This is a genomic window from Mesorhizobium sp. CNPSo 4689 (assembly GCF_057784325.1).
The window spans coordinates 44,240-67,317 of the sequence record NZ_JBWLUZ010000013.1 but is presented as its reverse complement, the minus strand read 5'-3'; the positions used below and the strand labels follow the sequence as shown (position 1 = coordinate 67,317).

General features: G+C 62.9%; 21 protein-coding genes. 10 read left to right on the top strand and 11 right to left on the bottom strand.

All coding sequences use genetic code 11. The features are described 5' to 3' along the window. The first annotated feature begins 23 nt into the window (after nt 1-23). Nucleotides 24-1,031, top strand: a complete 1,008-nt coding sequence (locus AC04SI_RS18430) for a phosphoglycerate dehydrogenase (protein WP_488474618.1) — start codon at nt 24-26, stop codon at nt 1,029-1,031. 19 nt (nt 1,032-1,050) lie between these two features. Here AC04SI_RS18430 and AC04SI_RS18425 read toward each other — a convergent pair whose 3' ends face one another. Then, nucleotides 1,051-2,517 carry an MFS transporter gene (locus AC04SI_RS18425; RefSeq protein WP_488474617.1) on the bottom strand — a complete coding sequence of 489 codons (1,467 nt, stop codon included), beginning with the start codon at nt 2,515-2,517 and terminating at the stop codon, nt 1,051-1,053. Between the two features lie 93 nt (nt 2,518-2,610). Between AC04SI_RS18425 and AC04SI_RS18420 the strand changes: the two genes are divergently transcribed. Beyond that, the gene (locus AC04SI_RS18420) at nt 2,611-3,117 is read left to right on the top strand and encodes a MarR family winged helix-turn-helix transcriptional regulator (RefSeq protein WP_192179729.1); all 507 of its coding nucleotides are present in this window, start codon (nt 2,611-2,613) and stop codon (nt 3,115-3,117) included. A gap of 135 nt (nt 3,118-3,252) precedes the next feature. Here the strand turns inward: AC04SI_RS18420 and AC04SI_RS18415 are convergent, their stop codons facing one another. The 7 genes from AC04SI_RS18415 to AC04SI_RS18385 all read right to left on the bottom strand — a co-directional run bounded on the left by AC04SI_RS18415 (nt 3,253) and on the right by AC04SI_RS18385 (nt 10,166). Beyond that, nucleotides 3,253-4,314, bottom strand: a complete 1,062-nt coding sequence (locus AC04SI_RS18415; RefSeq protein WP_488474616.1) for an ABC transporter ATP-binding protein — start codon at nt 4,312-4,314, stop codon at nt 3,253-3,255. A gap of 12 nt (nt 4,315-4,326) precedes the next feature. Beyond that, on the bottom strand, nt 4,327-5,370 hold the full coding sequence (locus AC04SI_RS18410; RefSeq protein ID WP_404281702.1) for an NAD(P)-dependent alcohol dehydrogenase: 1,044 nt from the start codon (nt 5,368-5,370) through the stop codon (nt 4,327-4,329). Between the two features lie 28 nt (nt 5,371-5,398). Beyond that, complete coding sequence (locus tag AC04SI_RS18405; protein ID WP_192179731.1) at nt 5,399-5,638, bottom strand: DUF2160 family membrane protein; 240 nt, start codon at nt 5,636-5,638, stop codon at nt 5,399-5,401. A gap of 4 nt (nt 5,639-5,642) precedes the next feature. Beyond that, nucleotides 5,643-6,479 (bottom strand): carbohydrate ABC transporter permease, encoded by an 837-nt coding sequence (locus AC04SI_RS18400; protein WP_404281700.1) that lies wholly within the window; start codon nt 6,477-6,479, stop codon nt 5,643-5,645. Beyond that, entirely contained in the window at nt 6,479-7,360 is an 882-nt protein-coding gene (locus AC04SI_RS18395) for a carbohydrate ABC transporter permease (protein WP_006204272.1), read from the bottom strand. The genes AC04SI_RS18400 and AC04SI_RS18395 overlap by 1 nt, the downstream gene beginning before the upstream one ends. A gap of 103 nt (nt 7,361-7,463) precedes the next feature. Further along, nucleotides 7,464-8,879: an extracellular solute-binding protein gene (locus AC04SI_RS18390; RefSeq protein WP_244425997.1), complete on the bottom strand. Its 1,416-nt coding sequence runs from the start codon at nt 8,877-8,879 to the stop codon at nt 7,464-7,466. Nucleotides 8,880-9,284: 405 nt separating this feature from the next. Continuing rightward, complete coding sequence (locus AC04SI_RS18385) at nt 9,285-10,166, bottom strand: helix-turn-helix domain-containing protein (protein ID WP_488474615.1); 882 nt, start codon at nt 10,164-10,166, stop codon at nt 9,285-9,287. A 653-nt stretch (nt 10,167-10,819) separates the two neighbouring features. Between AC04SI_RS18385 and AC04SI_RS18380 the strand changes: the two genes are divergently transcribed. The 7 genes from AC04SI_RS18380 (at nt 10,820) to AC04SI_RS18350 (ending at nt 19,833) form a co-directional block, all read left to right on the top strand. Next, complete coding sequence (locus AC04SI_RS18380) at nt 10,820-11,704, top strand: sugar phosphate isomerase/epimerase family protein (RefSeq protein WP_404281696.1); 885 nt, start codon at nt 10,820-10,822, stop codon at nt 11,702-11,704. 151 nt (nt 11,705-11,855) lie between these two features. Continuing rightward, complete coding sequence (locus AC04SI_RS18375) at nt 11,856-13,091, top strand: ROK family transcriptional regulator (RefSeq protein WP_404281694.1); 1,236 nt, start codon at nt 11,856-11,858, stop codon at nt 13,089-13,091. A gap of 222 nt (nt 13,092-13,313) precedes the next feature. Further along, nucleotides 13,314-14,360, top strand: a complete 1,047-nt coding sequence (locus tag AC04SI_RS18370) for a tagatose kinase (RefSeq protein WP_404281692.1) — start codon at nt 13,314-13,316, stop codon at nt 14,358-14,360. Between the two features lies 1 nt (nt 14,361). Beyond that, on the top strand, nt 14,362-15,090 hold the full coding sequence (locus AC04SI_RS18365) for an SDR family oxidoreductase (RefSeq protein WP_404281690.1): 729 nt from the start codon (nt 14,362-14,364) through the stop codon (nt 15,088-15,090). Nucleotides 15,091-15,129: 39 nt separating this feature from the next. Continuing rightward, on the top strand, nt 15,130-15,903 hold the full coding sequence (locus AC04SI_RS18360; RefSeq protein WP_404281688.1) for an SDR family NAD(P)-dependent oxidoreductase: 774 nt from the start codon (nt 15,130-15,132) through the stop codon (nt 15,901-15,903). Between the two features lie 151 nt (nt 15,904-16,054). Then, nucleotides 16,055-17,941, top strand: a complete 1,887-nt coding sequence (locus AC04SI_RS18355; RefSeq protein WP_488474614.1) for an ABC transporter ATP-binding protein — start codon at nt 16,055-16,057, stop codon at nt 17,939-17,941. Next, complete coding sequence (locus AC04SI_RS18350) at nt 17,941-19,833, top strand: ABC transporter ATP-binding protein (RefSeq protein ID WP_488474613.1); 1,893 nt, start codon at nt 17,941-17,943, stop codon at nt 19,831-19,833. The genes AC04SI_RS18355 and AC04SI_RS18350 overlap by 1 nt, the downstream gene beginning before the upstream one ends. 26 nt (nt 19,834-19,859) lie before the next feature. Here AC04SI_RS18350 and AC04SI_RS18345 read toward each other — a convergent pair whose 3' ends face one another. The 3 genes from AC04SI_RS18345 to AC04SI_RS18335 form a co-directional block, all read right to left on the bottom strand. Next, entirely contained in the window at nt 19,860-20,693 is an 834-nt protein-coding gene (locus tag AC04SI_RS18345) for a DeoR/GlpR family DNA-binding transcription regulator (protein WP_404281682.1), read from the bottom strand. Between the two features lie 62 nt (nt 20,694-20,755). Then, nucleotides 20,756-21,526: an SDR family NAD(P)-dependent oxidoreductase gene (locus AC04SI_RS18340; protein ID WP_404281680.1), complete on the bottom strand. Its 771-nt coding sequence runs from the start codon at nt 21,524-21,526 to the stop codon at nt 20,756-20,758. 12 nt (nt 21,527-21,538) lie between these two features. After that, nucleotides 21,539-22,654, bottom strand: a complete 1,116-nt coding sequence (locus AC04SI_RS18335; protein WP_404281678.1) for an ADP-dependent glucokinase/phosphofructokinase — start codon at nt 22,652-22,654, stop codon at nt 21,539-21,541. A 3-nt stretch (nt 22,655-22,657) separates the two neighbouring features. Here AC04SI_RS18335 and AC04SI_RS18330 point away from each other — a divergent pair, with 3 nt between their 5' ends. Next, nucleotides 22,658-23,032, top strand: coding sequence for a hypothetical protein (locus AC04SI_RS18330; RefSeq protein ID WP_404281676.1), 375 nt, complete (start codon nt 22,658-22,660; stop codon nt 23,030-23,032). Nucleotides 23,033-23,078 lie beyond the last annotated feature (46 nt).

Below are 23,078 nucleotides of genomic sequence, written 5' to 3'. Positions count from 1 at the left end.
CCTCGGCACTTTCGGAGCATCCCATGACCATCCCTCGCGTCGTCGTCACCCAACGCTTCTTCGATGACGAGACGACCGCCTATCTGCGGGCGAACGGTTGCCAGGTCGACATTGCTGAATCCTCGAAGGTCGAGGGCGATGGGAACCTCTCGCATGACCAGTTGGTGAGTATCCTGAGAGACGCCGATGCATGGATCGTCGGCCATGCGCGGGTGACGCGGGAATTGCTCGAGGCTTTGCCCGATCTCAAGATCGTGGCACGCCGCGGCGTCGGCTACGAGCGCGTCGATGTCGAGGCTGCCCGTACGCTCGGCCGCGTGGTGACGATCGCGGCCGGCGGCAACGATGCCTCGGTCGCCGACCACGCGCTTGGCCTCATGCTGGCCGTCGGCCGGCGCCTGCGCGAAACACAGATGAACATGATCGCCGGCAACTGGACGATATTGATCAGCTCGGATCTGTACCGCAAGACGGTCGGCCTGATCGGCCTCGGCCGCATCGGCCGCAACGTGGTCCAGCGACTCAAGGGTTTTGAAGCGCGCATCCTCGTGTCCGCGCCGAGCGCGGACAAAGCCTATGCCGAAGCGAACGGCATCACCTATGTCGATGTCGATACGCTGCTTCGCGAAAGCGACTATGTCAGCCTTCACGCTCCGCTCTCGCCGACGACGCGCAACCTGATCAACAAGGACACCCTGGCGCTGATGAAACCGACGACGGTCCTGATCAATACGGCACGAGGCGGCCTGGTCGAGGATCGCGATCTTCTCGAGGCGCTGAAGAGCGGCACGATCGCCGGCGCCGGCCTCGACGTCTTTTTGAGCGAGACCGACCCCGGCTACAAATCCGTGTCCGACGAATTGATCGCGCTGCCCAACGTCGTGGCCTCGCCGCATTCGGCGGCCTCCTCGGCCGAAGGGCTGGCGCGCACCAACATGGTTGCGGCGCAATGCGTGATCGCAGTGCTGAACGGCAGGGACCCGCCGAGCGGCTGCGTCGTGGCCGACGGCCGTGGGCGAGCGTCTCGCTGATCGCCCGGGCGCCGAGGAATCACATTTCCACGGGGTGGGCGCTGACCTGGTGCCTGGTGAAGCGCGGCAGCAGCCCTGAGCACAGCACCAGCACGACGATGATCGCGAACTGGCTTGCGATGACGATGCCAAAGGCCTTCGAAATGCTCGCCGGCTCCAGTGCCAGATAGAGCGTGCCGAGGGTTGCGACCCCGAGTGCCAGGCCGGACTGCTGCAGCGTGATCAGAACGCCGCTGCCGACGCCCGCCAGGTGCGCGGGAACATCGGCGAGCACGGCGCGGAACAATCCTGAAAACAGCATCGACTGTCCGGCGCCGATCAGCATCAGCGGCACAGCCAGTTCGATCAGGCTCACATTCGGCCAGCCCAAGACCATGATGGCGACCAGCAGGGCCAGGCCAAGCGCCTGCACGATGCCGCCCGCCGCCAGGGCGCCGCGTCCGAAGCGGTTGATCATGCGCGGGCTGACCATGGAGCCGATGAAGAACATGATCGCCATCGGCAAGATGGCGAGGCCGCTTTCGAATGCGTTGGCGCCGAGCCCGTTCTGGACGGTGAGCGCAAAGACGAACATGAAGGCGCCAAAGCCGACGCTGAACAGCGTAATCATGGCGAGACCGCGCGACATCGAGGGCAGTTTGAGCAATGACGGCGGCAGCAACGGCACCTCGCCGCGTGCCTCGGCAGCCCGTTCGACAATGACGGTCAGGATGGCCAGCACCACGGCTGCAGCCAACATTATCCAGGTCCAGGCGGGCCAGCCGAGTGAATGGCCTTCGGTCAGCGGCACCAAAAGTGCGGTCAGGGTCGCAGCGAAAAGCACCGTGCCGGGCAGGTCGATGCCGGCCGGGTGCGGCGAGCGGTTGGCCGGCACGACAAGCCGCGAGGCGAAGAACACGATGATGCCGAGCGGGATGTTGATCAGGAAGATCGGCCGCCAGGAGGTGCCGAACAGGTCGGCGCTGACCAGCAGGCCGCCGGCGAGCTGGCCGACGACCGCCGCAATGCCGGAGGTCGCGCCATAGAGCGCGATGGCCCGGGTCTTGCGCTCGCCTTCCAGGGTCGCCTGGAAAGTCGCCAGCACCTGGGGCACCAGCATGGCCGCCGTTGCGCCCTGGACCAGGCGGGCCGCGATGAGGACTTCGATGGTGGGTGCCAGGCCGCAGGCCAGCGAGGCCAGGATGAAACCGCAAAGCCCGACCAGAAACAGGCTATGGCGGCCGAAACGATCGCCAAGCCTGCCGCCCAGCACCAGCGTAGCGGCATAGGCCACGCCATAGACGGACACCACTAGCTCAAGTGCGGCCGGGGTTGCCTTCAGCGAGGCGGCGATCGTCGGCAGCGCCACGTTGACGATGAAGAAGTCGGCGATCGGCAGGAAGGCGCCGGCGAGCAGCACGTAGACGCCGAACCCGTGCAGGCCCCCGGCGCGCGCCATGGAACGGGGAGAATGCCAGGCCGGGTTTGGGGAGTAGGCGGCAGTCATTCGAGTCTCCAGATGTGTATGTCGACATAGTTATGTATACATAATGATTATGCACATATACATACCAGACAGGAGGCTGTAAACTCCCGCGGTATGAAAACCGACGGTGATTCATCCGCACGCAAAACCCCGCCCACGGCTATTCGGTGGGCGGATCTGGCCGACCTGATCCTCATCATTGCCCGCGAGATCCAGTTCCGTGGCTACCGGGATGAGCGGGTGTTCCTGCTCTCGCAGTCGGAGGGCATGGTTATGCGCCATCTGGTGGCGCACGCCTCGGCCACGCCCAGCCAGATCGCGGCCGCGACAGGGCTGCAGCGCACCAATGCCTCCACGGTGCTGCGCGATCTGGAAGGCAAGGGGCTGATCGAGCGCCATGTCGATCCGGAAGACCGCCGGGGTGTCAGCGTCCACCGAACGCGGCGCGGGGCCGACAACTACGCCCTGGTGCGCAAGGAATGGGGCGACGCCGTCTCTGCCGCCGCCGGCGGCGACGCCAGCAGGCTCGACGATGCGATCGCACTTCTCAGGTCCATCGAGGCCGGCCTCATCGCGACGCGCCCGAAAGGCAGCGACGATCGGGCGCGCCGAGGCAGTTGAACCCGGGCGCCCGTACCCAATCAAGCCCACAGTGCCTGCCACCGTGGATCAGGCGTTCGATTGCGGCTTGGCCGCCAAGGCGGATGCTCGGCCCGGCAGGTCAGGCCCGGGCCAATCGCTGCGGACGGCAACAAGTCACAAGCGTGCGCCGCTTTGCCTGTCGAAGATGTGGACCCGGCGCGGATCGATCTTCAGCCTTACCTCTTCGCCGGGACGGACGGTGAGCCGGTCCTTGACGATGGCGTCAATGGCGTCCTCGCCAAACCTGGCGAAGATCTGCGTCTCGGAGCCGGTCGGCTCCAGCACCGAAACCGTTGCCGGCAAACCGTCGGGTGCGATGTCGATATGCTCGGGACGGATGCCGTAGATGACCGGCTGGCCGCTCTGCGCCCTGCCCTCCTCGACCGGCAGCACGGAACCGGTGTCCGAGACAAAGACCTGCCTGCCGTTCTTCGCTTCGATCTTGCCCTTGATGAAATTCATCGCCGGCGAGCCGATGAAACCGGCGACGAAGACATTGCCCGGATTGTCGTAGAGATCGAGCGGTGCGCCGACCTGTTCCACCTTGCCGTCCCGCATCACCACGATCTTGTCGGCCATGGTCATCGCCTCGATCTGGTCATGGGTGACATAGACGATCGTCGTGCCGAGGCGCTGATGCAGTTCCTTGATCTCGACACGCATGGCAACGCGCAGCTTGGCGTCGAGATTGGACAGCGGCTCATCGAACAGGAAGACCTGCGGGTCGCGTACGATGGCGCGTCCCATGGCCACGCGCTGGCGCTGCCCGCCGGACAGCTGTTTTGGAAACCGGTCGAGTAGCTTGCCGAGATCGAGGATTTCGGCCGCCTTCTTCACCTTGGCGTCGATCTCGGACTTCGGCCTGCCCTTGATCTTGAGCGAGAAGCCCATGTTGTCGGCAACGTTCTTGTGCGGATAGAGCGCATAGTTCTGGAACACCATCGCTATGTCGCGGTCTTTCGGCAGCACATCGTTGACCACCCGGCCGCCGATGCTGATCTCGCCGCCCGATATCGCTTCGAGACCGGCGATCATGCGCAACAGGGTGGATTTGCCACAGCCCGACGGGCCGACGAGGATGACGAACTCGCCATCGGCGATGTCGACATTCACACCATGGATGACCTGCGCGCTGCCATAACGCTTGACGATATTCCTGACGGTGACTTCAGCCAACTCGCATCCCCTCTATTGCGGCAAGGCAATCTGCATCTTCACTTCGCCTTTTGGGGCGGATGCGGCGATCTCAAACGCGCGAACGCTGTCTTCGAAGTCGAACGTGCGCGTGATCAGCGGCTTCACGTCGATCGCGCCAGAAGACAGCATCGCAACACAGCGCGGGAAGACGTGGGCATAGCGGAACACATGCTCGACGCGCGCCTCGCGCACCATCGCCTTGCCGACGTCGTAGTTGATGCCATGCATCTGCACGCCGACGAACACCACCCGGCCAGCCGGACAGAGCGGATCGAAGACGCCTTCCGCGGCGCGCGGGCTGCCGGAGCATTCGAACACAATCTCCACGCCCCAGCCGTCGGTTGCGGCCAGAATCTCCTTGGCCAGATCCTGGCGCGCGACATTGATCGGCGTGATGGCGCCGAGCTTCGCTGCGAGCTCAAGCTTGGTGTCGTCCACGTCCGACACGAAGACCCGCGCGCAGCCTGCCGCCAGCGCCGACAGGGCCGTGACCAGGCCGATCGGCCCGGCGCCCATCACCAGTGCGATATCGCCCGGCTTGACCTGCGCCTTGGTGGCGGCGTGGACGCCGACGGCCAGCGGCTCCACCATCGCCGCTTCGGCAAACGAAACATTGTCGGGGAGCTTGAAGGTGAAGTTCTCCGGATGCACGACGCTTGGCCGCAGGACGCCGTGGATCGGCGGCGTCGCCCAGAAGCGAACCGCCGGATCGACATTGTACAGGCCCATGCGCGTCGCGCGGCTGTTCGGGTCGGGAATGCCCGGCTCCATGCACACCCGGTCGCCGACCTGCAGCGACTTCACCTCGGCACCTGTCTCCACGACAATGCCTGATGCCTCATGGCCGAGGATCATCGGCGCCTTCACCTGGAAGATGCCGGCGCCGCCATGCGTATAATAGTGCACATCCGAGCCGCAGATGCCGACGGTGTGCAATTTGATGCGCACGTCGCGGACGCCGAGTACCTCCTCGCGCTCGATCGGGAAATCGCGCAGCGTCAGTTTCAGCTTTTCTTCCAGCACCAGCGACTTCATGAGCCTGCGTTCTCCTCTTGTCTCCGCCCTACCCGCGCCAGACGATCAGCACACCCAGTACGATCGCCAGGACATGGCAGACCGACAATGGGATCGACTGTTCGAGGAAGCGCATCCAGAACAGTTCGAGCGCAACGAACAGATAGATGCCGACAAAAACCCGGTCGAACCAGTTGGTGACGATCGGCAGGAAACCAGTGCGTTGCGGGCTCGCCACGATGGTACTGGCCTCGTCGTCCACCTCATCGAGATCGACCATGTGCTCCATGGAACTACTCCTTGACCGCGCCAAAGGTCAGACCGGCCACGATGTGCCGCTGAACAACCGAGAAGATCAGCAGGGCCGGGACAAGCGTGATGATCGCGATGGACGCCATCGTGCCCCATTCGGTTCCGGTCGTCGTGACATACTCCGACAGGCCGGTGGTGATGGTGCGCGCGTTGAAGCTGGTCAGCGTCGCGGCGAGCAGGAACTCGTTCCAGGCGAAAACCCAGGTCAGGATCAGGGTAACGGCGAGGCCGGGCCGCGCGAGCGGAAAGATGACTTCGCGGATCACCTGCCAGGTCGTGGCACCGTCGACGGTCGCAGCCTCGTCCAGTTCCTTTGGAATTGCGTCGATCGTCGGCCTGAGCGTCCAGATGGCGAAAGGCAGGTTGAAGGTGCAGTAGAGCAGGATCATGCCGGTGCGCGTGTCGTAGAGCTTCCACTCACCAATGGTGAAGACCTGCGTAAAGAGCAGGAAGAAGGGCAGCAGGAACACCGCGGCCGGCGCCATGCGGTTGGTGATCGTCCAGAAGAAGATGTTCTCCTTGCCGGCCAGATCGAAGCGCGACAGCGCGTAGCAGGCCATGAAGGCAAGAACGGTCACCAGCACCGCGTTGCCGGTCGAGATGACGATGGAGTTGAACATGTAGCGGCGCAACGTGTCGTCGCCGAGAACCTTGACGTAATTCTTCCAGTAGACGGTCTCGAGCAGCACGCTTGGCGTGGTGAACAGCTCGACCGCCGGCTTCACAGAAATCACGAACAGCCAATAGATCGGGAACAGCGTCAGCAGGCTGAGCAAGGTCCACAGCAGGATGGAAAGAACCGGGCGGTTGGCGCGCATCAGGAAGGCCTCTTCTGGTCGCGCCGGGCGACGAGGGCGACATAAAGCAGCCAGCACATCACCAGAGTGAGGTACAGGACGATGATCGATGTGGCCGAGCCGTAGCCGTAGTCGGTCTTGGGAAACACGATCTTCCAGATATGCAGGCCGAGATAGCGCGTCGCGGCGCCGGGCCCGCCGCCGGTCAGCATCCACACTTCGTCGACGGTGCGCAGCGCGTCCATCAGGCGAATGAAGACCGTCGCCAGGATCGCCGGGCGGATCATCGGCAAGGTGACGTGCCAGAAGATCTGCCACCTGTTGGCCCCGTCGATCTGCGCCTGCTCGAACGGCTCCTTGGGAAGCGAGACCAGTGCGGCAAGCAGCGTCAGCGTCACCAGCGGCGTCCAGTGCCAGATATCCATGATGACGGTCAGCGCAAAGGCCATGGTCGCGTCACGACCGATATTGAGGTCGTAACCGAACCAGGATTTCAAAAGGTACGGGATGATGCCGATGCTGGGCGTCGTCATCAGGCGCCAAACCGAACCGACGACGATCGGCGCCACGATCAGCGGCAGCGTGTGGATCGTGCGGAACAATCCCCGGCCGGGGAACTCGCGCATGAACAGCTGAGCCAGAAGGTAGCCAAGGATGACTTCGCTCACGACGGCGAAGAAGGCGAATTTCAGCGTGAACGCGATCGAGGTCAGGAACTCGTTGTCGAAGACGAGACGGCGGAAATTGTCGGCGCCGTTGTAGATCATGTAGGGATTCGCACCGAACGGGTTCCATTGATGGAAGGCCACATAGAGCACGTACAGAAATGGGACGATGCCGAAGATGCCCAGGATCGCAATCGTCGGGGCGAGCATCAGCCATCCCACTCTGTTTGATCGCATGAAACCACTCCCCAGGCCGGCGCATTGTCCGCGACATTCTTGCGGCGGCGAAAATGTATTCGGGCCGCCGCTTCACGGCGGCCCGAATTTTTGGTTCGCGAAGCTACTTGCGGTAGCCGAGGTTCTTCAGTTCCGCCTCGGCGGCAGCAGCCATCTGGTCGAGCCCATCGTCGGATGAGACCTCGCCCAACAGGATCTTGTAGAAGATCGGCGCCGTGGCTTCACGCACCTGCGCATGGAACGGATAGGGCGGTGCGCCGGCAAACAGCTTTCCGTCGTTCTTGAGCATGGTGTAGTAGCCGTTGAGCTTCTTATCCATCTCGATGACTTTCGGATCGTCGTAGGTTGCCGTGTTGGTGATGCGGGGTGCTGCCACCGCCCAATCGCCCTGGACCGAGTCCTGGCCGATATACTGCAGGAACAGCAGCGCGGCTTCCTTGTTCTTCGAGGTTACCGGAAGACCGAAAGCGCCACCGTCATAGTAGCCGATATAACCCTTGCCGGCTTCCGCATCCTCCATGACGCCGGGTGCCAGCGGCGGCAGGGCGACGCCGACATTGCCCACGACCTTCGACTTTTCCGCGTCGGCAGCGATCCATGCCGCGTTCTCGCCGTAGACCAGGCCCTGTGCCGCGCGGCCCGCCGCGAAGGTGGTGCCGACTTCGGTCCACGTGCTTGCCGGAGATTCCGGCGGAGCGATGTCGCGCAGATGCAGCCAGTATTTGAGCGCGGCCTTGGCCTTGTCGCTGTTCATCGTGCCGCCATTGGCGACCGATGCCGAGTAGTTTTTCGACGCGTCGATGCCCCAGTTGTAGACACCGAAAGTGGGCGCGATGGACTCGAAGAACTCATACCATGACGCAGGGTGGCCGGTATGCGCCTGTGCCGTGGTGCCCCACAGTTCCAGATTGTGGTCCTTGCCCCATTTGGTGAAGAACTCCGCGATCTGCGTGTATTCCTCATGAGTCTTGGCCGGCACCAGGTCCTTGCCGGTCTCCTTCTTGAAGGCTTCCTTGATCGCCGGATCGTTGAACAGATCGGTCCGGTACAGATAGAGCTTGATGAAGGCTTCCATCGGAATGCCGAAAAGATCGCCGTCAGCATTCTTGAAATAGTTCGCAAATGTCGTGAAGTGCGTTTCGTCGTACTCCGGCGCTTTCAGCGACGGGTCGTCCTTCAGGGATTTCGTGATGTCGACCAGGAAGTCGCGGGCGAGATAGGCGTAGATGATGTCCTGCTCGATATAGACCATGTCATAGATGCCGGTCTTGGCTTCCATGTCCTTGATCGCCTTGTCGTACATCTGGTCCCAGGAGGTGGTCTCGATTTCCACCTTGATGCCGGTCGCCTTCTCGAAGGCGGGGGCAAGAACGTCCTTGATGTAGTTCGAAGGCGGCGTGCTTTCGGTCACGCCGTGCAGCGTAACACCCTTGTATTTCGCACCGGCGTCCGACCAGAAATCGGCTTTGGCGGGCATCACGCTGGTCATCAGGCCGACCGCCAATGCGGCAAGGCCCATTCTGAGTTCATGTTTCATTTTTCACTCCTCCAACAAAACATTGACTGTCAGTCATCCATTCTGCGATCGCCGCGTTCCACCCCCCCCCTCAGGAACGGCACCTCCTGGCCACCCGGACATGGCTGAAACCCGTTTCAGGCCGATGCGCGCCGGTCCGTCCTGCTGGAAAAGTGGCACCCGGAAAAGAGAGCTCCCCGGGTGCCGGCCCTGGGAGGCAAATCCACGTCCAACGAAACGGCGGCTGTGGTTCCCGCAAAGACATCCTCCCCGACCGGTGCCTGAGATGAAAGCTCAGCGACACGGATCCTCCTGCGCTCGAGAATTTGTTCTGCCTGCGGCCTCCGGGCATTCCGATGAACTTAGTGCGGGGACACTTCCCCGTGCCACGCGTGGTTTGCAGGCGATCTATACTTTTTCGCCGACTGCCCGCGCGCCGCCTGACCAGGCGCGGATCTCCCTGAACGGATCGGCGCGCGCCTCGGTCCCGATCTTGTGGGCATTGCGCCGGTAATCCGACGGCGTGCGCCCGCAGATCTTGAAGAACTGCCTGTTGAAATTGGCGACGTTGTTGAACCCGACTTCGAAGCAGATGTCGGTGATCGGCCGATAAGTCTGCGTCAGCAGCGAGCAGGCTGCATATATGCGCGCAAGGATGACGTAACGGGCAAAGGTGTGACCTGTCTGCCGCTTGAAGAAACGTGAAAATGCTTGCGGTTCCAGCCCGCAGAGCCTTGCAACGAACGGCAGGTCGATATCGTCGCTATAGTGGTCCAGAACATAGCGCATTGCCACGTCGAGTTCCGGCGGCAATTCCGCCTGCGCGGAGGTAGGCGCCAGCCGCGAGAGCCTGCGGCGGTCGCCGGGATCGCGGGCCAGCGTGATCATCAATTGCAGAAAGAGCACCACACGCTCGGCACCCTGGGCAGCGCCGATCTGTGCGAGCAGCCGCTGCCCGGCGAGGGCGGTGGCCCCGCGAAACTCCACTCCGTAGACGGCGTCGTCGTAGAGCGGCCGGATGGTTCCGAGCTCAGGACAGAAGCCGGTGACCCGATCGGCCCATTCGCGGCTGAACTGGATCAGCATGTCGCGATTGCGAATTGTCTTCCCGGGTTCAATATCGCTGACCCAATTGTGCGGGACGTTCGGCCCGGTCAGGACCAGGCAGCCTGGTGCGAATTCCCCGATATGATCTCCCACCATCATGACGCCCGAGGTCGTTCGCGTCAGGTGCAGTTCGTATTCCGGATGATAATGCCACTTGGCTTTGAAGAACGGATAGTCATGCATGTTCCAGCGGAACGATTCCGCCGGCGGACATATGACCATTTCGAAGTCCGGAACGATCTTCAGAGCGGGCTTCATTGAGTGGCTCCTTCCCTGTAACGCAACGACCGCTTGATCCGCGGTCTCCCTAGAGCGGTTCAGCTTTTTATAATCGCTGCCCCGATCTAAGTATTTGTTTTTACACAATTCCGGACGGAAAACCGCTGCGCACTTTTCCTGGAATTGCTCTAGCCCTTCGGCAAGGGCCCCTCCCTCGGCGGCAGGCCGACGCCTCCTTCGCCTACTTGCCGGGGCTTATCGAAAACCGTCGTTGACCGGACGGTGACCAATCCTCACAGGCATTGCAGGCCGTTCAGTGCGCACGGGGTCGCCGAACAAATACAGTGAACGATGCCATCCGGCGAAAACATGACACAAGGTACCGCGCACTCAAGGCGCCGGCTCGAGATCCTCCTCCAATGCGTCTGGTGTTTTTGCCAGACTTATATGTTGCTTAATGAGACAAATTAGAGCTTTCCGTTGAGCTGTCAATCATTTTTGCACGAAAAGCGGAAACAGGCGGCACCATTACGCGCTTCGTATGACTCTTGACATGAACCTGGTTTGGATATTTTGTTGTGCTATGCAACATAGATCGTGTCGTGGAGGAGCTGCACATGCGCAGATTGGGCATTCATTCATTCGTTTGGACCGGCGGCGGCACTCAGGCCATGCTCGAGGAGGCGATGGAAAATTCTGCCGCCTGTGGCTATCAGCTGATCGAGTTCGCGTATCTGCGACCCGAAAAATTCGACCTCGACCGCCTCGCCAGCAAGGCTGAGGCGCTGGGCCTCGAAATCGCCGTCACGATGGGCCTTCCGCCAGGCGCCGACGTGTCGAGCGAGGATGCTGCCGTCGTCAAGGCAGGCGAGGACTTGCTTGCGGGCGCGGTCGCGGCCGTTCGAGATATCGGCGGCACCAAGCTTGGCGGCATTCTCTATTCCGCGCACACGAAATATTCGACCATGCCAAGCGATCGCGGCCGCAAGAACAGCATTGCAGCCATTGCGCGGACGGCCGAAGCGGCAAAGACGGCCGGCGTCGATCTTGTCCTTGAGGTCGTCAACAGGTTCGAGACGAACCTCCTGAACACGGCGGCTCAAGGCCTCGACTTCATCAAGGCGACCGGCTCCGATCACGTCAGGCTCCATCTCGACACGTTTCATATGAACATCGAGGAAGCGAACCCGGCGGCGGCCATTCGTCTGGCCGGCGACAAGATCGGCTATTTCCACATCGGCGAAAGCAATCGCGGCTACCTCGGCGACGGGGTGATCGATTTCGATCGCATCTTCGATGCCTTGCTCGATATCGGCTACGAGCGCGACATTACCTTCGAATCGTTCTCCAGCGCCGTGGTCGACGAAGGTCTTTCGCTGGCATGCGCGATCTGGCGCGATACCTGGACCAAGAACATGCCGCTGGCAAAGCACGCCAAGGCCTTCATCGACCTGAAAATGCAAGAGGCGGTTCGCCGGCGAACGACGAACGCCCGCCCATAGGCCGCACATGGGCAGCCTCCACGAGACGACGCCTGGTGGGTCGTGTTTTCGAAAACCCGTCCCAGTTGCCGCATGTTTGAGCGGCGTGTACCAAATGAGGGCCTGCGATCGCTTGCAGTTGGCGGATCGCAGGTAGCCTGGAGAGACCTACGTGAATGACCCGGCGTTGACCGCCAGTTCGCATCGCAGAATTCGACAAAGCAATGAAGTGGCGGCTCTGAGAGCCCTTCACCAGTTTGGACGACTTAGCCGAGCCGAACTCGCACGCAAATTGCGCCTTAACCGCTCTTCGTCGGGGCATATCATCGCCAGCCTGACGGCTGACGGCCTGGTGCGCGAAGCCATTGAGGATCCGCCCGAACAACCGGGTTATGCCCGGGTCGGCCGCCCCGGCATCATGCTGGAACTGGTGCCGGATGCCATATTCTTCCTTGGGGTGGAGATCGGCGTCGAACATATCAGCACGGTCGAGATCGATCTCGGAACCAACATCGTCTCGACGAATGTGGAACCGTTTGACGGACCGTCGATCAGCGTCGAGGCCGCGGTCGATCGCGCGGTAAGCCTGGCCCTCCAATCCATTCCGGCGTCGAAACTGGAGCGATGCGAAGGCTTTGGCGTCTCGACGCCGGCGCAGATGGACAAGCACGGACTGGTCCGGCTGGCGCCGCTTCTCGGCTGGCGAAACGTTCATCTCGCCGAGCTGGTACGAGACGTGCTGCCGCTGCGCGTTCCGGTACTTGCCGAGAACGATGCCAACGCATTCGCCATCGGCGCGACCTACGGGCGCAGCGAGGCGCATTCAGGCGTAACGCTGTTTCTCGTGATGGAGAGCGGCGTCGGCGGCGGCATCATCATCGACGGCAATCTTTTTCGCGGCGCCAACGGGCTGGCGGGCGAGATCGGGCACCTGATCATCAGCGACGCGCCGGGTCCGCGCCGCAATCTGGAACAGCTGATCGGCCTTGAAACCATCATGGGCGAATACCGCAAGGCCTCCGCCATCAGCCATCCGGCATTCGGCAACTTCCTTGCCGATGTCCAGGATCGCCTGCCCAGCGCCGTCTCTATCGCCGAGCATTGGGCAAAGGCCTTGGCAACAGGGCTTGTGCAGGCCTGCCGGATCATCGACGCCGACCGGATCGTGCTGGGCGGTTCGGTCGCCGCGCTCTATCCGCTGATGGCCGCCAGGGTGGCCGCCCACATCCACGCCATACAGGAATCCAGTTTCCCCTTCCCATCGATTACAGTGAACGATGAAGGAACTGTCGGTTCCGCTTTCGGTGCGGCCTGCATGCTGCACCAGCGTTATCTGTCTCTGGAGAGCCAGCGTTTCGCCGACGATACGGCGGAATTCGAAGAGCCGGAGGCAGACGAAGGGAGATAGTGCGCGGGAGCCTTTTTGCCGCGACTTACCAACGGCGCCAATCCGGTTAATATGTTGCATAAGCATACAAATGCCCATAGTGTGCCTTTGGAGGAATAACAGCGCATTCCCGATCGTGACCATCTCAGGCCGCTGTTCGCTGCCAGGATCAGCGAGCGCGCCGCGAGACCTGCGGCAGGTGCGTCTCCGATCTCGAAAGTACCCAACAGCCGAGCCCATGCAATGCCCGCAGATGCGATTTCAAGTCAGACCAAGCTCGCTGCGGACGCACTCGGGCCGACGGTCGTCATCGGCGAGATCCTGGTGGAGATCATGGCGAAAAGCCGTGGCGACGGTTTCCTCGAACCGATCGAGCTCATCGGCCCCTACCCCAGCGGCGCGCCGGCGATCTTCATCGATCAGTGCGCCAAGATCGGCGGCTCGGCGGCAATTGTCGCCTCGGTCGGCGACGATGATTTCGGCCGCATCAACATCGAACGGCTCCGGTCCGACGGAGCCGACATATCGGCCATCTCGGTTAGCCCCGACTATCCGACCGGAAGCGCGTTCGTTCGCTATCGCGACGACGGCTCGCGCGACTTCGTCTACAACATCGGAAAATCCGCGGCCGCACTAGTCAGCCTGACGGCTGAGGCGAAGGCGCTGTTCGCGCGAGCCGGACACCTGCACGTCATGGGTACCGCTTTTGCCATCCCGGGTGTCTGGGAGATGATGGATCATGCCATCGGTGTCATCAAGCAGCGCGGCGGATCCGTTTCCCTCGACCCCAATCTGCGCAAGGAGTTGCTCGGGCACGGACAAACGCGGGAGCGCTTCGCCAAGCTCATCGATTTCGCCGACCTTCTCCTGCCTTCCGGAGACGAATTGTTCGTGGCGGCCGGTGTCGAAGGCGAAACCGCCGCGGTCACTGCGCTCTTTGCCCGTGGCGTAACGGAGATTGCTCTCAAGCGCGGCGAACACGGATCCAGATTTTTCGGCGCCGACGGCACGCGGATTGACTGTCCGGCGTTCAAGGTTGCCGAGGTGGATCCGACGGGCGCCGGTGACTGTTTCGGCGGCGCCTACGTCGCTTGCCGTCGCCTCGGCATGCCTGCGTTCAAGGCGCTTGAGTATGCCAATGCTGCGGGCGCTCGCAACGTCACCATGCAGGGTCCGATGGAAGGTGCTGCGTCACGCAAACAGCTTGACGAGTTCATCGCCGTGACCCCGAAAAACAGCACAAGTCTGGACACGGCCGCGCGCGGCCAAGCACGTAAACTGGAGGATTGAGATGGGTCAGGATCTGTCGGGAAAAGTCATAGCAATCACCGGTGCGGCGTCCGGGATCGGCCTGGCCTGCGCCAAGGCCTGTCTTTCTTCGGGGGCACGCGTCGTTCTTGTCGACTATGCCGAGGATCGGTTGAAGAACCTGGCGTCGGAACTGGGCGCGAACGCGATCCCGCTGGTGGTCAATCTCACCGACCCAAAAAGCGTGGCGGGCATGATGCCGGCCATTCTGGACAACGCCGGCCAACTCGATGCCTTCCATGCCAATGCCGGCGCCTATATCGGCGGCGATTTTACGGATGGCGATCCGGACGCCTTCGACCGGATGCTGAACCTGAACGTCAATGCTGTATTCCGAACGGTTCACGCGGTCCTGCCGCACATGATCGAACGCGGCACGGGAGACATCGTCGTCACCAGCTCCGTAGCCGGCCACACGGCCGTGCCGTGGGAGCCGATCTACACTGCTTCCAAGCACGCCGTTCAGGCGTTCGTCCACGCGCTGAGGCGGCAGGTCGCGAAGCACGGCATCCGTGTCGGCGCGATCGCCCCCGGGCCGGTGCTGACGCCCCTCGTCGAAGACTGGCCGAAGGAGAACCTCGACCGGGCGATAGCCGCGGGGACTCTCTTTGACCCGAAGGAAGTCGCCGAGGTCCTTGTTTTCATGCTGACGCGATCGCGCACGGTAACGATCCGGGACGTCGTCATCCTGCCGGCCAACTTCGATATCTGACAGCACGGCAAGTCGGCATCGGAATTAGGGAGGAGGACCATGTACCAGGCTCGTTTCAGGGTGGACAACGAGGTCGCCGTGGTGACCGGCGGTGGCCGCGGTATTGGCCTTGCCTGCGCGGATGCGCTTGGCGAGGCCGGCGCTTCCCTGGTGATCATCGAACCGGACGAGCAGGTCGGCAGCGCCGGAACGGATGAGTTGATCGCGAAAGGTCACGAGGCCGAACTGGTGATCGGCGACGTGACATCGTCTGCGAGAGTGACCGAGATTGCCGACATGCTGGCTGCCCGAGGAACGCCGGCTTCGATCCTCGTCAACAATGCCGGCATCGGCAGCAGCGGCATTTCACTGGAGGATGTGGACGACGAATTGTGGCTGCGGATGATGGACGTCAACATCAACGGCGTCTTCCGGTGCTGCCGCGCGTTCGGCAGGCACATGATCACCGCCCGGCATGGCTCGATCGTCAATCTCGGATCGATGTCCGGCACGATCTGCAATCGGCCGCAGCCGCAGACACCCTACAACGTCTCGAAAGCGGCCGTCCATCATTTGACCCGCTCGATCGCCGCCGAATGGGCGCCGCATGGCGTGCGCGTCAACGCGGTCGCGCCCACCTACATCGAGACGCCGATGGTTCTGGCGATCCCTGAAAACAAGACGCGGATCGAGGCCTGGCTGCGAGACACGCCGATGGGGAGAATGGGACAGGCGCATGAAGTCGCCAGCGCCGTGCTGTTCCTCGCCTCCGCCGCAGCCAGCCTGATGACCGGCGCCGTCGTGCCTGTCGATGCCGGCTTTACATGCTGGTAGGACGGCGGCCCCGAAATTCCTTCGCGGTCGGCTCGATGCTGCATCAGCGATCACAGGCACAGTGCGATGCCGCCATTGGCACTTGAACGGTCAAGTCGGGCAAGCGTAACATCCCGCTATCTAATTGAGTCTGCTTCATTCGTCCGGGCTAATGCTCGGATTGGTTTGGATACTTTCCTTGAATACGCAAGCCATCGGCGGCGCGCCGGAGCGCGGCAAATCGTTTGCCCATGTGGCGGAAGCCTCGTGGGGCAAGGGTCTTAGCACCCTGCTCCGCATCGTGCGCATGACGCTGCGCCATCCCTGGCAGGTCGCGATCACCATCGTCTCGACCTTCATCGCCGCGACGCTGCAGCTTTTCATCCCGCGCCTGCTGGGACGCGCCATCGATCAGGCGCAGGGTGTGATGGCCGCGGGTGCCGGCACCGCGGCAGGGAATGCGCTGTGGAATACGGCGCTGACGCTGCTCGTCGTCAGCATCCTGCGCGGCCTCTTCACCATTGCGCAGAACTACTATGGCGAGGCTGTCGGCCATCAGACCGGCTATGAACTGCGCCTGGCATTCTACGAGAAGATCCAGCGCCTGAGCTTTTCCTTCCACGACCGGGTCCACACCGGCGATCTGATCACGCTCGGCCTGCTCGATCTCGACGGCGTGCGCATGTTCTTTTCCACCGGCATCCTGCGCGTGGTGCTGCTCGGCGTGCTGATCGGCGTCGGCGCCTATCTGCTGATCAGCACCGATCTCGTGCTCGGGCTGCTCAGCCTGAGCTTCGTGCCGTTCGTCGCCTGGCGATCCTCGGTCACCCAGCTGGCGTTGCGCAGCACCTGGCTCACTTTGCAGCAGCGGCTGTCGGTGCTGAGCCGGGTGATGGACGAGAACCTCGGCGGCATCCGTGTCGTGCGTGCCTTCGCGGCGCAACGGCATGAGTTGCAAAAGTTCGACCGCGCCAAGCAGGATGCGCTGGACCTCGCCACCGAGCGCGTCGACATCCGCGTCAGCAACACCAGCGCCATGAATTTCTCGTTCCTGGCCGCCATGGGCCTGGTGCTGTGGTTCGGCGGCCAGAAGGTGATTGCAGGCCAGATCAGCGTCGGCACGCTGGCCCAGTTCCTCACCTTCATGACCATCCTGCAGATGCCGGTGCGCCAGCTCGGCCTGATGGTCAACTCGTTCGCCCGTGCCTCGACCTGCGGCACGCGGCTGTTCCAACTGCTCGATGCCGAACTCGATATCGAGGACGCACCTGATGCCAAGGACCTCGTCGTCAGCCACGGAATGCTGCGCTTCGACAATGTCGGCTTCCGCTACGCGGGCGCTAGCCGCCCGACCCTGTCCGGCATCTCCTTCGAGGCCAGGTCCGGCGAGACCATCGGCATCGTCGGCCCGCCCGGCAGCGGCAAGTCGACCATCGCGCATCTGATCCCGCGCTTCTACGACGTGACTTCAGGCACCATCACCATCGACGGCCAGGACATCAGCAAGGTCACGCTGCAATCGCTGCGCAAGGCCGTCGGCGTCGTGCAACAGGACGCATTCCTGTTCACCACCTCGATCGAGAACAACATCGCCTATGGCAATCCGTGGGCGCGCGAGACCCGCATCGGGCAGGCCGCCGAATACGCCCAGCTGCACAACTACATCATCGGGCTTCCGGCGGGCTACACCACGGTCGTTGGCGAACGCGGCGCGTCGCTTTCCGGCGGCCAGCGGCAGCGCCTGACCATCGCGCGCAGCCTGATGCTGCGGCCATCGGTGCTGGTCTTCGACGATTCCACCGCAGCCATCGACGCCGGCACCGAGCAGCGCATCCGGGCGGCGATGAAGCGCTTCGCCAAGGATCGGGTCACGCTCATCATCTCGCACCGGCTGAACTCGCTGATGCATGCCGACCAGATCCTGTTCGTCGAAGGCGGCCACATCGTCGAGCGCGGCACGCATGAGGAACTGCTGGCGCTCTGCGGACGCTACCGTGCGCTCTACGACCTGCAGCTGCGGCCGGACGACGACCGGCCCGCGGCCATGGGAGCCGCCTGATGTCGACACAGAACGACGACGAGAAGGAAGACACCAGCGGGCGGCCGACAAAGGCTGTCGTCGGCTCGCACCGCGACGAGGAAGAGGTTTTCGGCAAGGCCTACGATCCGCGCATCGTGCGGCGCATCTGGAGCTTCGTAAAACCCTATCAGTGCCGGATTTTCATCTCGGTCGCCGCGGTGCTGGTGTTCACGCTGACGCAGCTGGCGATCCCGCTGGTCATCCGCTACGCCATCGACCATGGCATGACGGCGGGCAGGCTCGACCGCTCGGTGATGATCTCTGCGACCGGCGCCTTCGCGGTCATCATCCTCATCAACTATGCCGCCAGCTATGTGCAGGAGAGCGTCGTCGGCAAGGTGGCCGAAAATGTGCTGTCCGACCTGCGGCGCGCCATGTTCAGCCATTTGCAGCGGGTCTCGCTGAGCTTCATGGACAAGACCGAGGTCGGGCGGCTGATGTCGCGCCTGCAGGGCGACGTCAATTCGATGCAGGAATTCCTCGAGACGTCGGTGATGTCGGTGGGCGACATCGTGCTGTTGTTCGGCATCGTCAGCGTGCTGCTTTGGCTGGATTTCCGGCTCGGGCTGCTGACGCTGTCGACCATGCCGGTGCTGTTCATCGTGCGCCTGTTCTGGCTGCCGCGCGCCAAGGTCGCCTTCATGGCGGCGCACGAGACCAATTCCATCGCCAACGGGGCGCTGGCCGAAGGCATCCATGGCGTCCGCACGGTGCAGAGCCTCGAACGCCAGCATGTCAATTTCGACCTCTATGACGAGAAGGTGCTGGCCAATCTCCGTGCCCATCTTCGCTCGGCGAAATATGCGCAGGTGATGGTGCCGATCGTCGACACGCTGACCGGCATTGCCATGGCGACGGTCATCGTCGTCGGCGGCACGATGGTGCTCTCGCACAGCCTCGATGTCGGCATCATGGTGGCGTTCCTGTTCTACATCCAGCGCTTCTTCGACCCGATCCGCTCGCTCACCATGCAGTACAGCGTCATGCAGCGCGCCATGGCCTCCGGCCAGCGCATCTCCGAAGTGCTCGACGTGCCGGTTGACGTCAGCGACAAGGACGGAGCGGTCAAGCTGTCGCGCGACATGGACGGCTCGGTCGAGTTCAGGAACGTCACCTTCGGCTATAGGCAGAACCTGCCGGTGCTGAAGAACGTTTCCTTCCGCGTCAATCCGGACGAGACCGTAGCACTTGTCGGCCCGACCGGATCAGGCAAATCCAGCTCCATGGCGCTGGTGCATCGCTTCTACGATGTCTGGTCGGGTCAGGTCCTGGTCGGCGGGCATGATGTCCGCGAGCTAACGCAGGATTCGCTCGGCGAGCAGGTGGCGATGGTGCTGCAGGAGCCGTTCCTGTTCTCCGGCTCGGTGCTGGAGAACATCCGCTATCACAAGACCGACGCGACCCGCGAAGAGGTGGTGCGCGCCGCCCAAGCCGTCGGCGCGCACGACTTCATCGAGCACCTGCCTGACGGCTACGACACCGAGCTCGAGCAGCGCGGCGGCAACCTCTCGCTCGGCCAGCGCCAGCTGATCAGCTTTGCGCGGGCGCTGGTGGCCGATGCCAAGATCCTTGTGCTCGACGAGGCCACGGCCAGCATCGATTCCTACACCGAGATGCTGATCCAGAAGGCGCTGGTAAAGCTGCTCGAAGGCCGCACCGGGCTGGTCATCGCCCACCGGCTGGCGACCATCCGCGGCGCCGACCGCATCATCGTCCTGCAGAACGGCGAGATCGTCGAAAGCGGCAACCACGAGCAATTGATGGAAAGAAAGGGCCTCTACGCCCGCCTCTACAACATGAACTATGCTTCGTTCGACGATATTTCAGAAGGCGAGATGGAGCTGGACGCGGCGGTCGGCAAGGCGACGTGATTGGCGCAGGTTCGCGCGTGGCGGCATCACAATCTGGAACGATTTGAACCCGGCAAGCCGCTGGCGCTAACCACCGTCACTTTGCGCTCGGCGGCACGCAAGGACGAAAGTGCGTCTTGGGAGATGCCCTCGTCGGTGATCACCTCGTCGATCTCGGAAATATCCGAAAGCGTACAGAAACCAGGCGCGGTGAACTTCGAGCTGTCGACGAGCAGGATCGTCTTGCGAGCGGACGAGATCATAGCGCGCTTGAGCGACGCCACCTCCAGCGACGTTTCCGTCAGCAGCGTGCCGGTCACGGCCGAAGCACCGGTCATGCAGAGGTCGGCATGCAGCGTCTTGATGAAGCTCTCGCCCGGCTCGCCGGCAAGGTGCCGGTAGCCGGGACGGACGGTGCCGCCCGGCAGGATGATGCGCCAGGATTTGATGTCGGCGGCGAAATCGGCGATCTCGAGACTGTTCGTCACCACGGTCAGCGGCAGATCGCGCTCGGCGGCGGCGCGCACCACCTCCATGACGGTCGAGGAACTGTCGAAGATGACGCTGTCGCGGGCGCTGAGCCGCTGCGCGGCCTCGCGGCCGATCGCAACCTTCTCGGCGTGCTGCAGCTCGGCATTGACGGTCATCTCGCGTTCGAAGGTGGCGCGCATCGGCTGCAGCAAATGCGCCCCGCCATGGGTGCGCTCGAGATAACCTTTTTCCACCAGGTGCTCGAGATCGCGCCGCACCGTCGATTGCGACCCGCCGATCGTGTCGGCGAGTTCCTGGATGCTGGCCGCACCGCTGACGCGCAGGTGCTCCAGGATAAGAGCCTGCCGCTTGGCGGGAACGATATCGACGCGTTTGCTCGGAGACTCCATGCTTCACCCGCTTGGCGGCCCGACAGCGGGGCCGACAGATTCCATGCCAAATCGTTCAATCTCTACCAAATCGTATAACCGCAATCCACAACCACGACCGCGCCGGTCATGGCGCTCGCGGCATCCGAGGCGAGGAAGAGGATGGGCGCGGCAACCTCGTCCGGACGCGCGACGCGCTTCATCGGCGTCATCTCCATCCACACCGGCATCAGTTTGTCGTCGGTGAAGCCGCCGCGCGACATGACCGTATCGACATAGGTCGGCGCCACGCAGTTTACCCTGACGCCGCGGTCGGCCCATTCTCCGGCAAGGCAGCGTGTCATGTGGTGGACGGCCGCCTTCGCCGAATTGTAGTGCACCTGGCGTTGCGGCTTGTTGGAGATCAGCCCGGACATGGAGCCAAGCGTGACGATCGAGCCATGGCCACGCTCGAGCATGGGTCTGGCGAATTCCCGGCAGGACCAATAGGCGCCGTTCAGGTCGACGTCGACCACTTTAAGCCATACCTCGTCGCTCATCTCCTCGCCGCCGGTGTCGGGCCAGGCAATGCCGGCATTGGCGATGAGGATATCGACCGCGTGACGCTCGTTGGCGGATCGCGCGGCCGCGGCGACGGACTTCGAATCGGTCACGTCGAGCTGTAGCGCCTCGACGTCGTGGCCCTTCCGCTTCAGCTCGTCGCGTCCTGCCTCCAGCACCTGCGGATCCATGTCCGATATGATGACCCGAGCGCCGGCCTCGGCGAGCGCTTCGGCCGTCGACAGGCCGATGCCGCGGCCACCGCCGGTGATGAAGGCCGTTTTGCCGTCGAGGCGGAACCGTTCGAGAAACATGGAATTTGTCCTTCAGTCGTGTTGGAGGGTGGGACCGGCGTCGGCGTGGCGGTTGCGTCCGAGAATGAGCAGGCAGCCGGCGGTAAAGCTGTCGCCCAGACCGAGCGTCGTCACCGGCTTCTCCACATAGGGAGACGCACAGGCAACGAAGGTCCAGCGCCCCTTTCGGACCGGCGTCTGGAAGGGAAGCGGATGGAACTCGGCCGTCGGCGCGATCGCGATGGTTCGTGCGGGTTCTCCATTCGCTGCCCTGGCGCTGGCGATCGCGCAGCCTGCCATCAGCGCGCGTTCCTCTTCCTTCGGATCGTTCAGGGTCACGGCGGCGGCCCATGTGTCGGCATGCACGCAGACCCGCTCGAGATCGAGCCGCTCGCCGAGCGCCACGAGAGCCTCCATCGGATGATGGGCGGACGGGTTCATGGCGAGCAGTTCGGAATGGCTCATGCCGAGCGAGGTGATCGCGCCGCTTGCGTGGGAAAACAGCTCCTCGACTGCCTGCTGCGTCGCATAGCCCGCCAGCTCGAAATGGATCGTCCTGAGGCCGGCTGCCTTCCAGTCGCGGCTGAGCGCGAAGACGTGCCGGCTGGCGGCGCCGACATTCTCCACCGCCTCGTCGTTCAGTCCCGAAAGAAGCCCGGCTGCGGCCGACGGCGCCAGCCGCCGCGACATGGTCTCGAAATCCTTGTCACGCTGAATGCCGCGATCGCGGAAGCGGATGATGACACGCGAGGAACGGGTCGGCACGACGGCGCCGATCGCGCGGCCGGCCGTGAATTCGAAGATGAAGATTTCGGGGATGTGCGGGCCAGCGGCCGATACCGCGTCCGCCGTCCTGAGCGTGCCCCCTTCCGCCAGCAGAACGCCGGCCGGGATCTTGCGCAGCATTGCCGCATAACGATCCTCGAGGGCGACCAGCGAGCGGACACCAAGTTGTCCGAGCACCCAGGCCGCCTGAGGACCGGTTCCGCCCAGCGCATAGCGCAGCGGCAGCCGTTCGCGTAGCCATGCCGGGCCTTGCGGCCAGTCGAACCGTACCTCGCCGCCTACGCCGCGCGCGGCACGGGAAAGAAGAAGATCGGCAAGTTGCGCCGCGGGGCTGCCGGCGGGTGCGTCCAGAAGCGGCTGCATGTCGTGCATCTCGATCCGCGCATCGATGCATGCGCTGATGCCGCACAGGAAAAGGCCCGCCGACGAAAGGGCGTCCGTGCCAAGCGGGCCGGACCGTGGATCGATCAGGGCGGAATAGCGCTCTGCGCACGATGCCGCGAAACCATCGCTCATGGCCGCGCCCCTCCTCACCTGGCGACGCTGCCAATTGCTATCATTATCTTCCAAATCGTCAATGTGAATTTTGCCGCCTCGCGCCAAAATTGCGTAAATGTGACGCTGCGAACCTTGCTTTTGGGCATTGCAGCAAAAGATTTTGTGCAAATGCTCAAATTTCTTCATTTTGCTGGAGCAATCAAAATTTTATATCGCAAAAACATACTGTTAAGTAACCTCTAGCCCGTAGCGAATGACGCAAGACTGGGGCACTGAACCGCCATTCAGC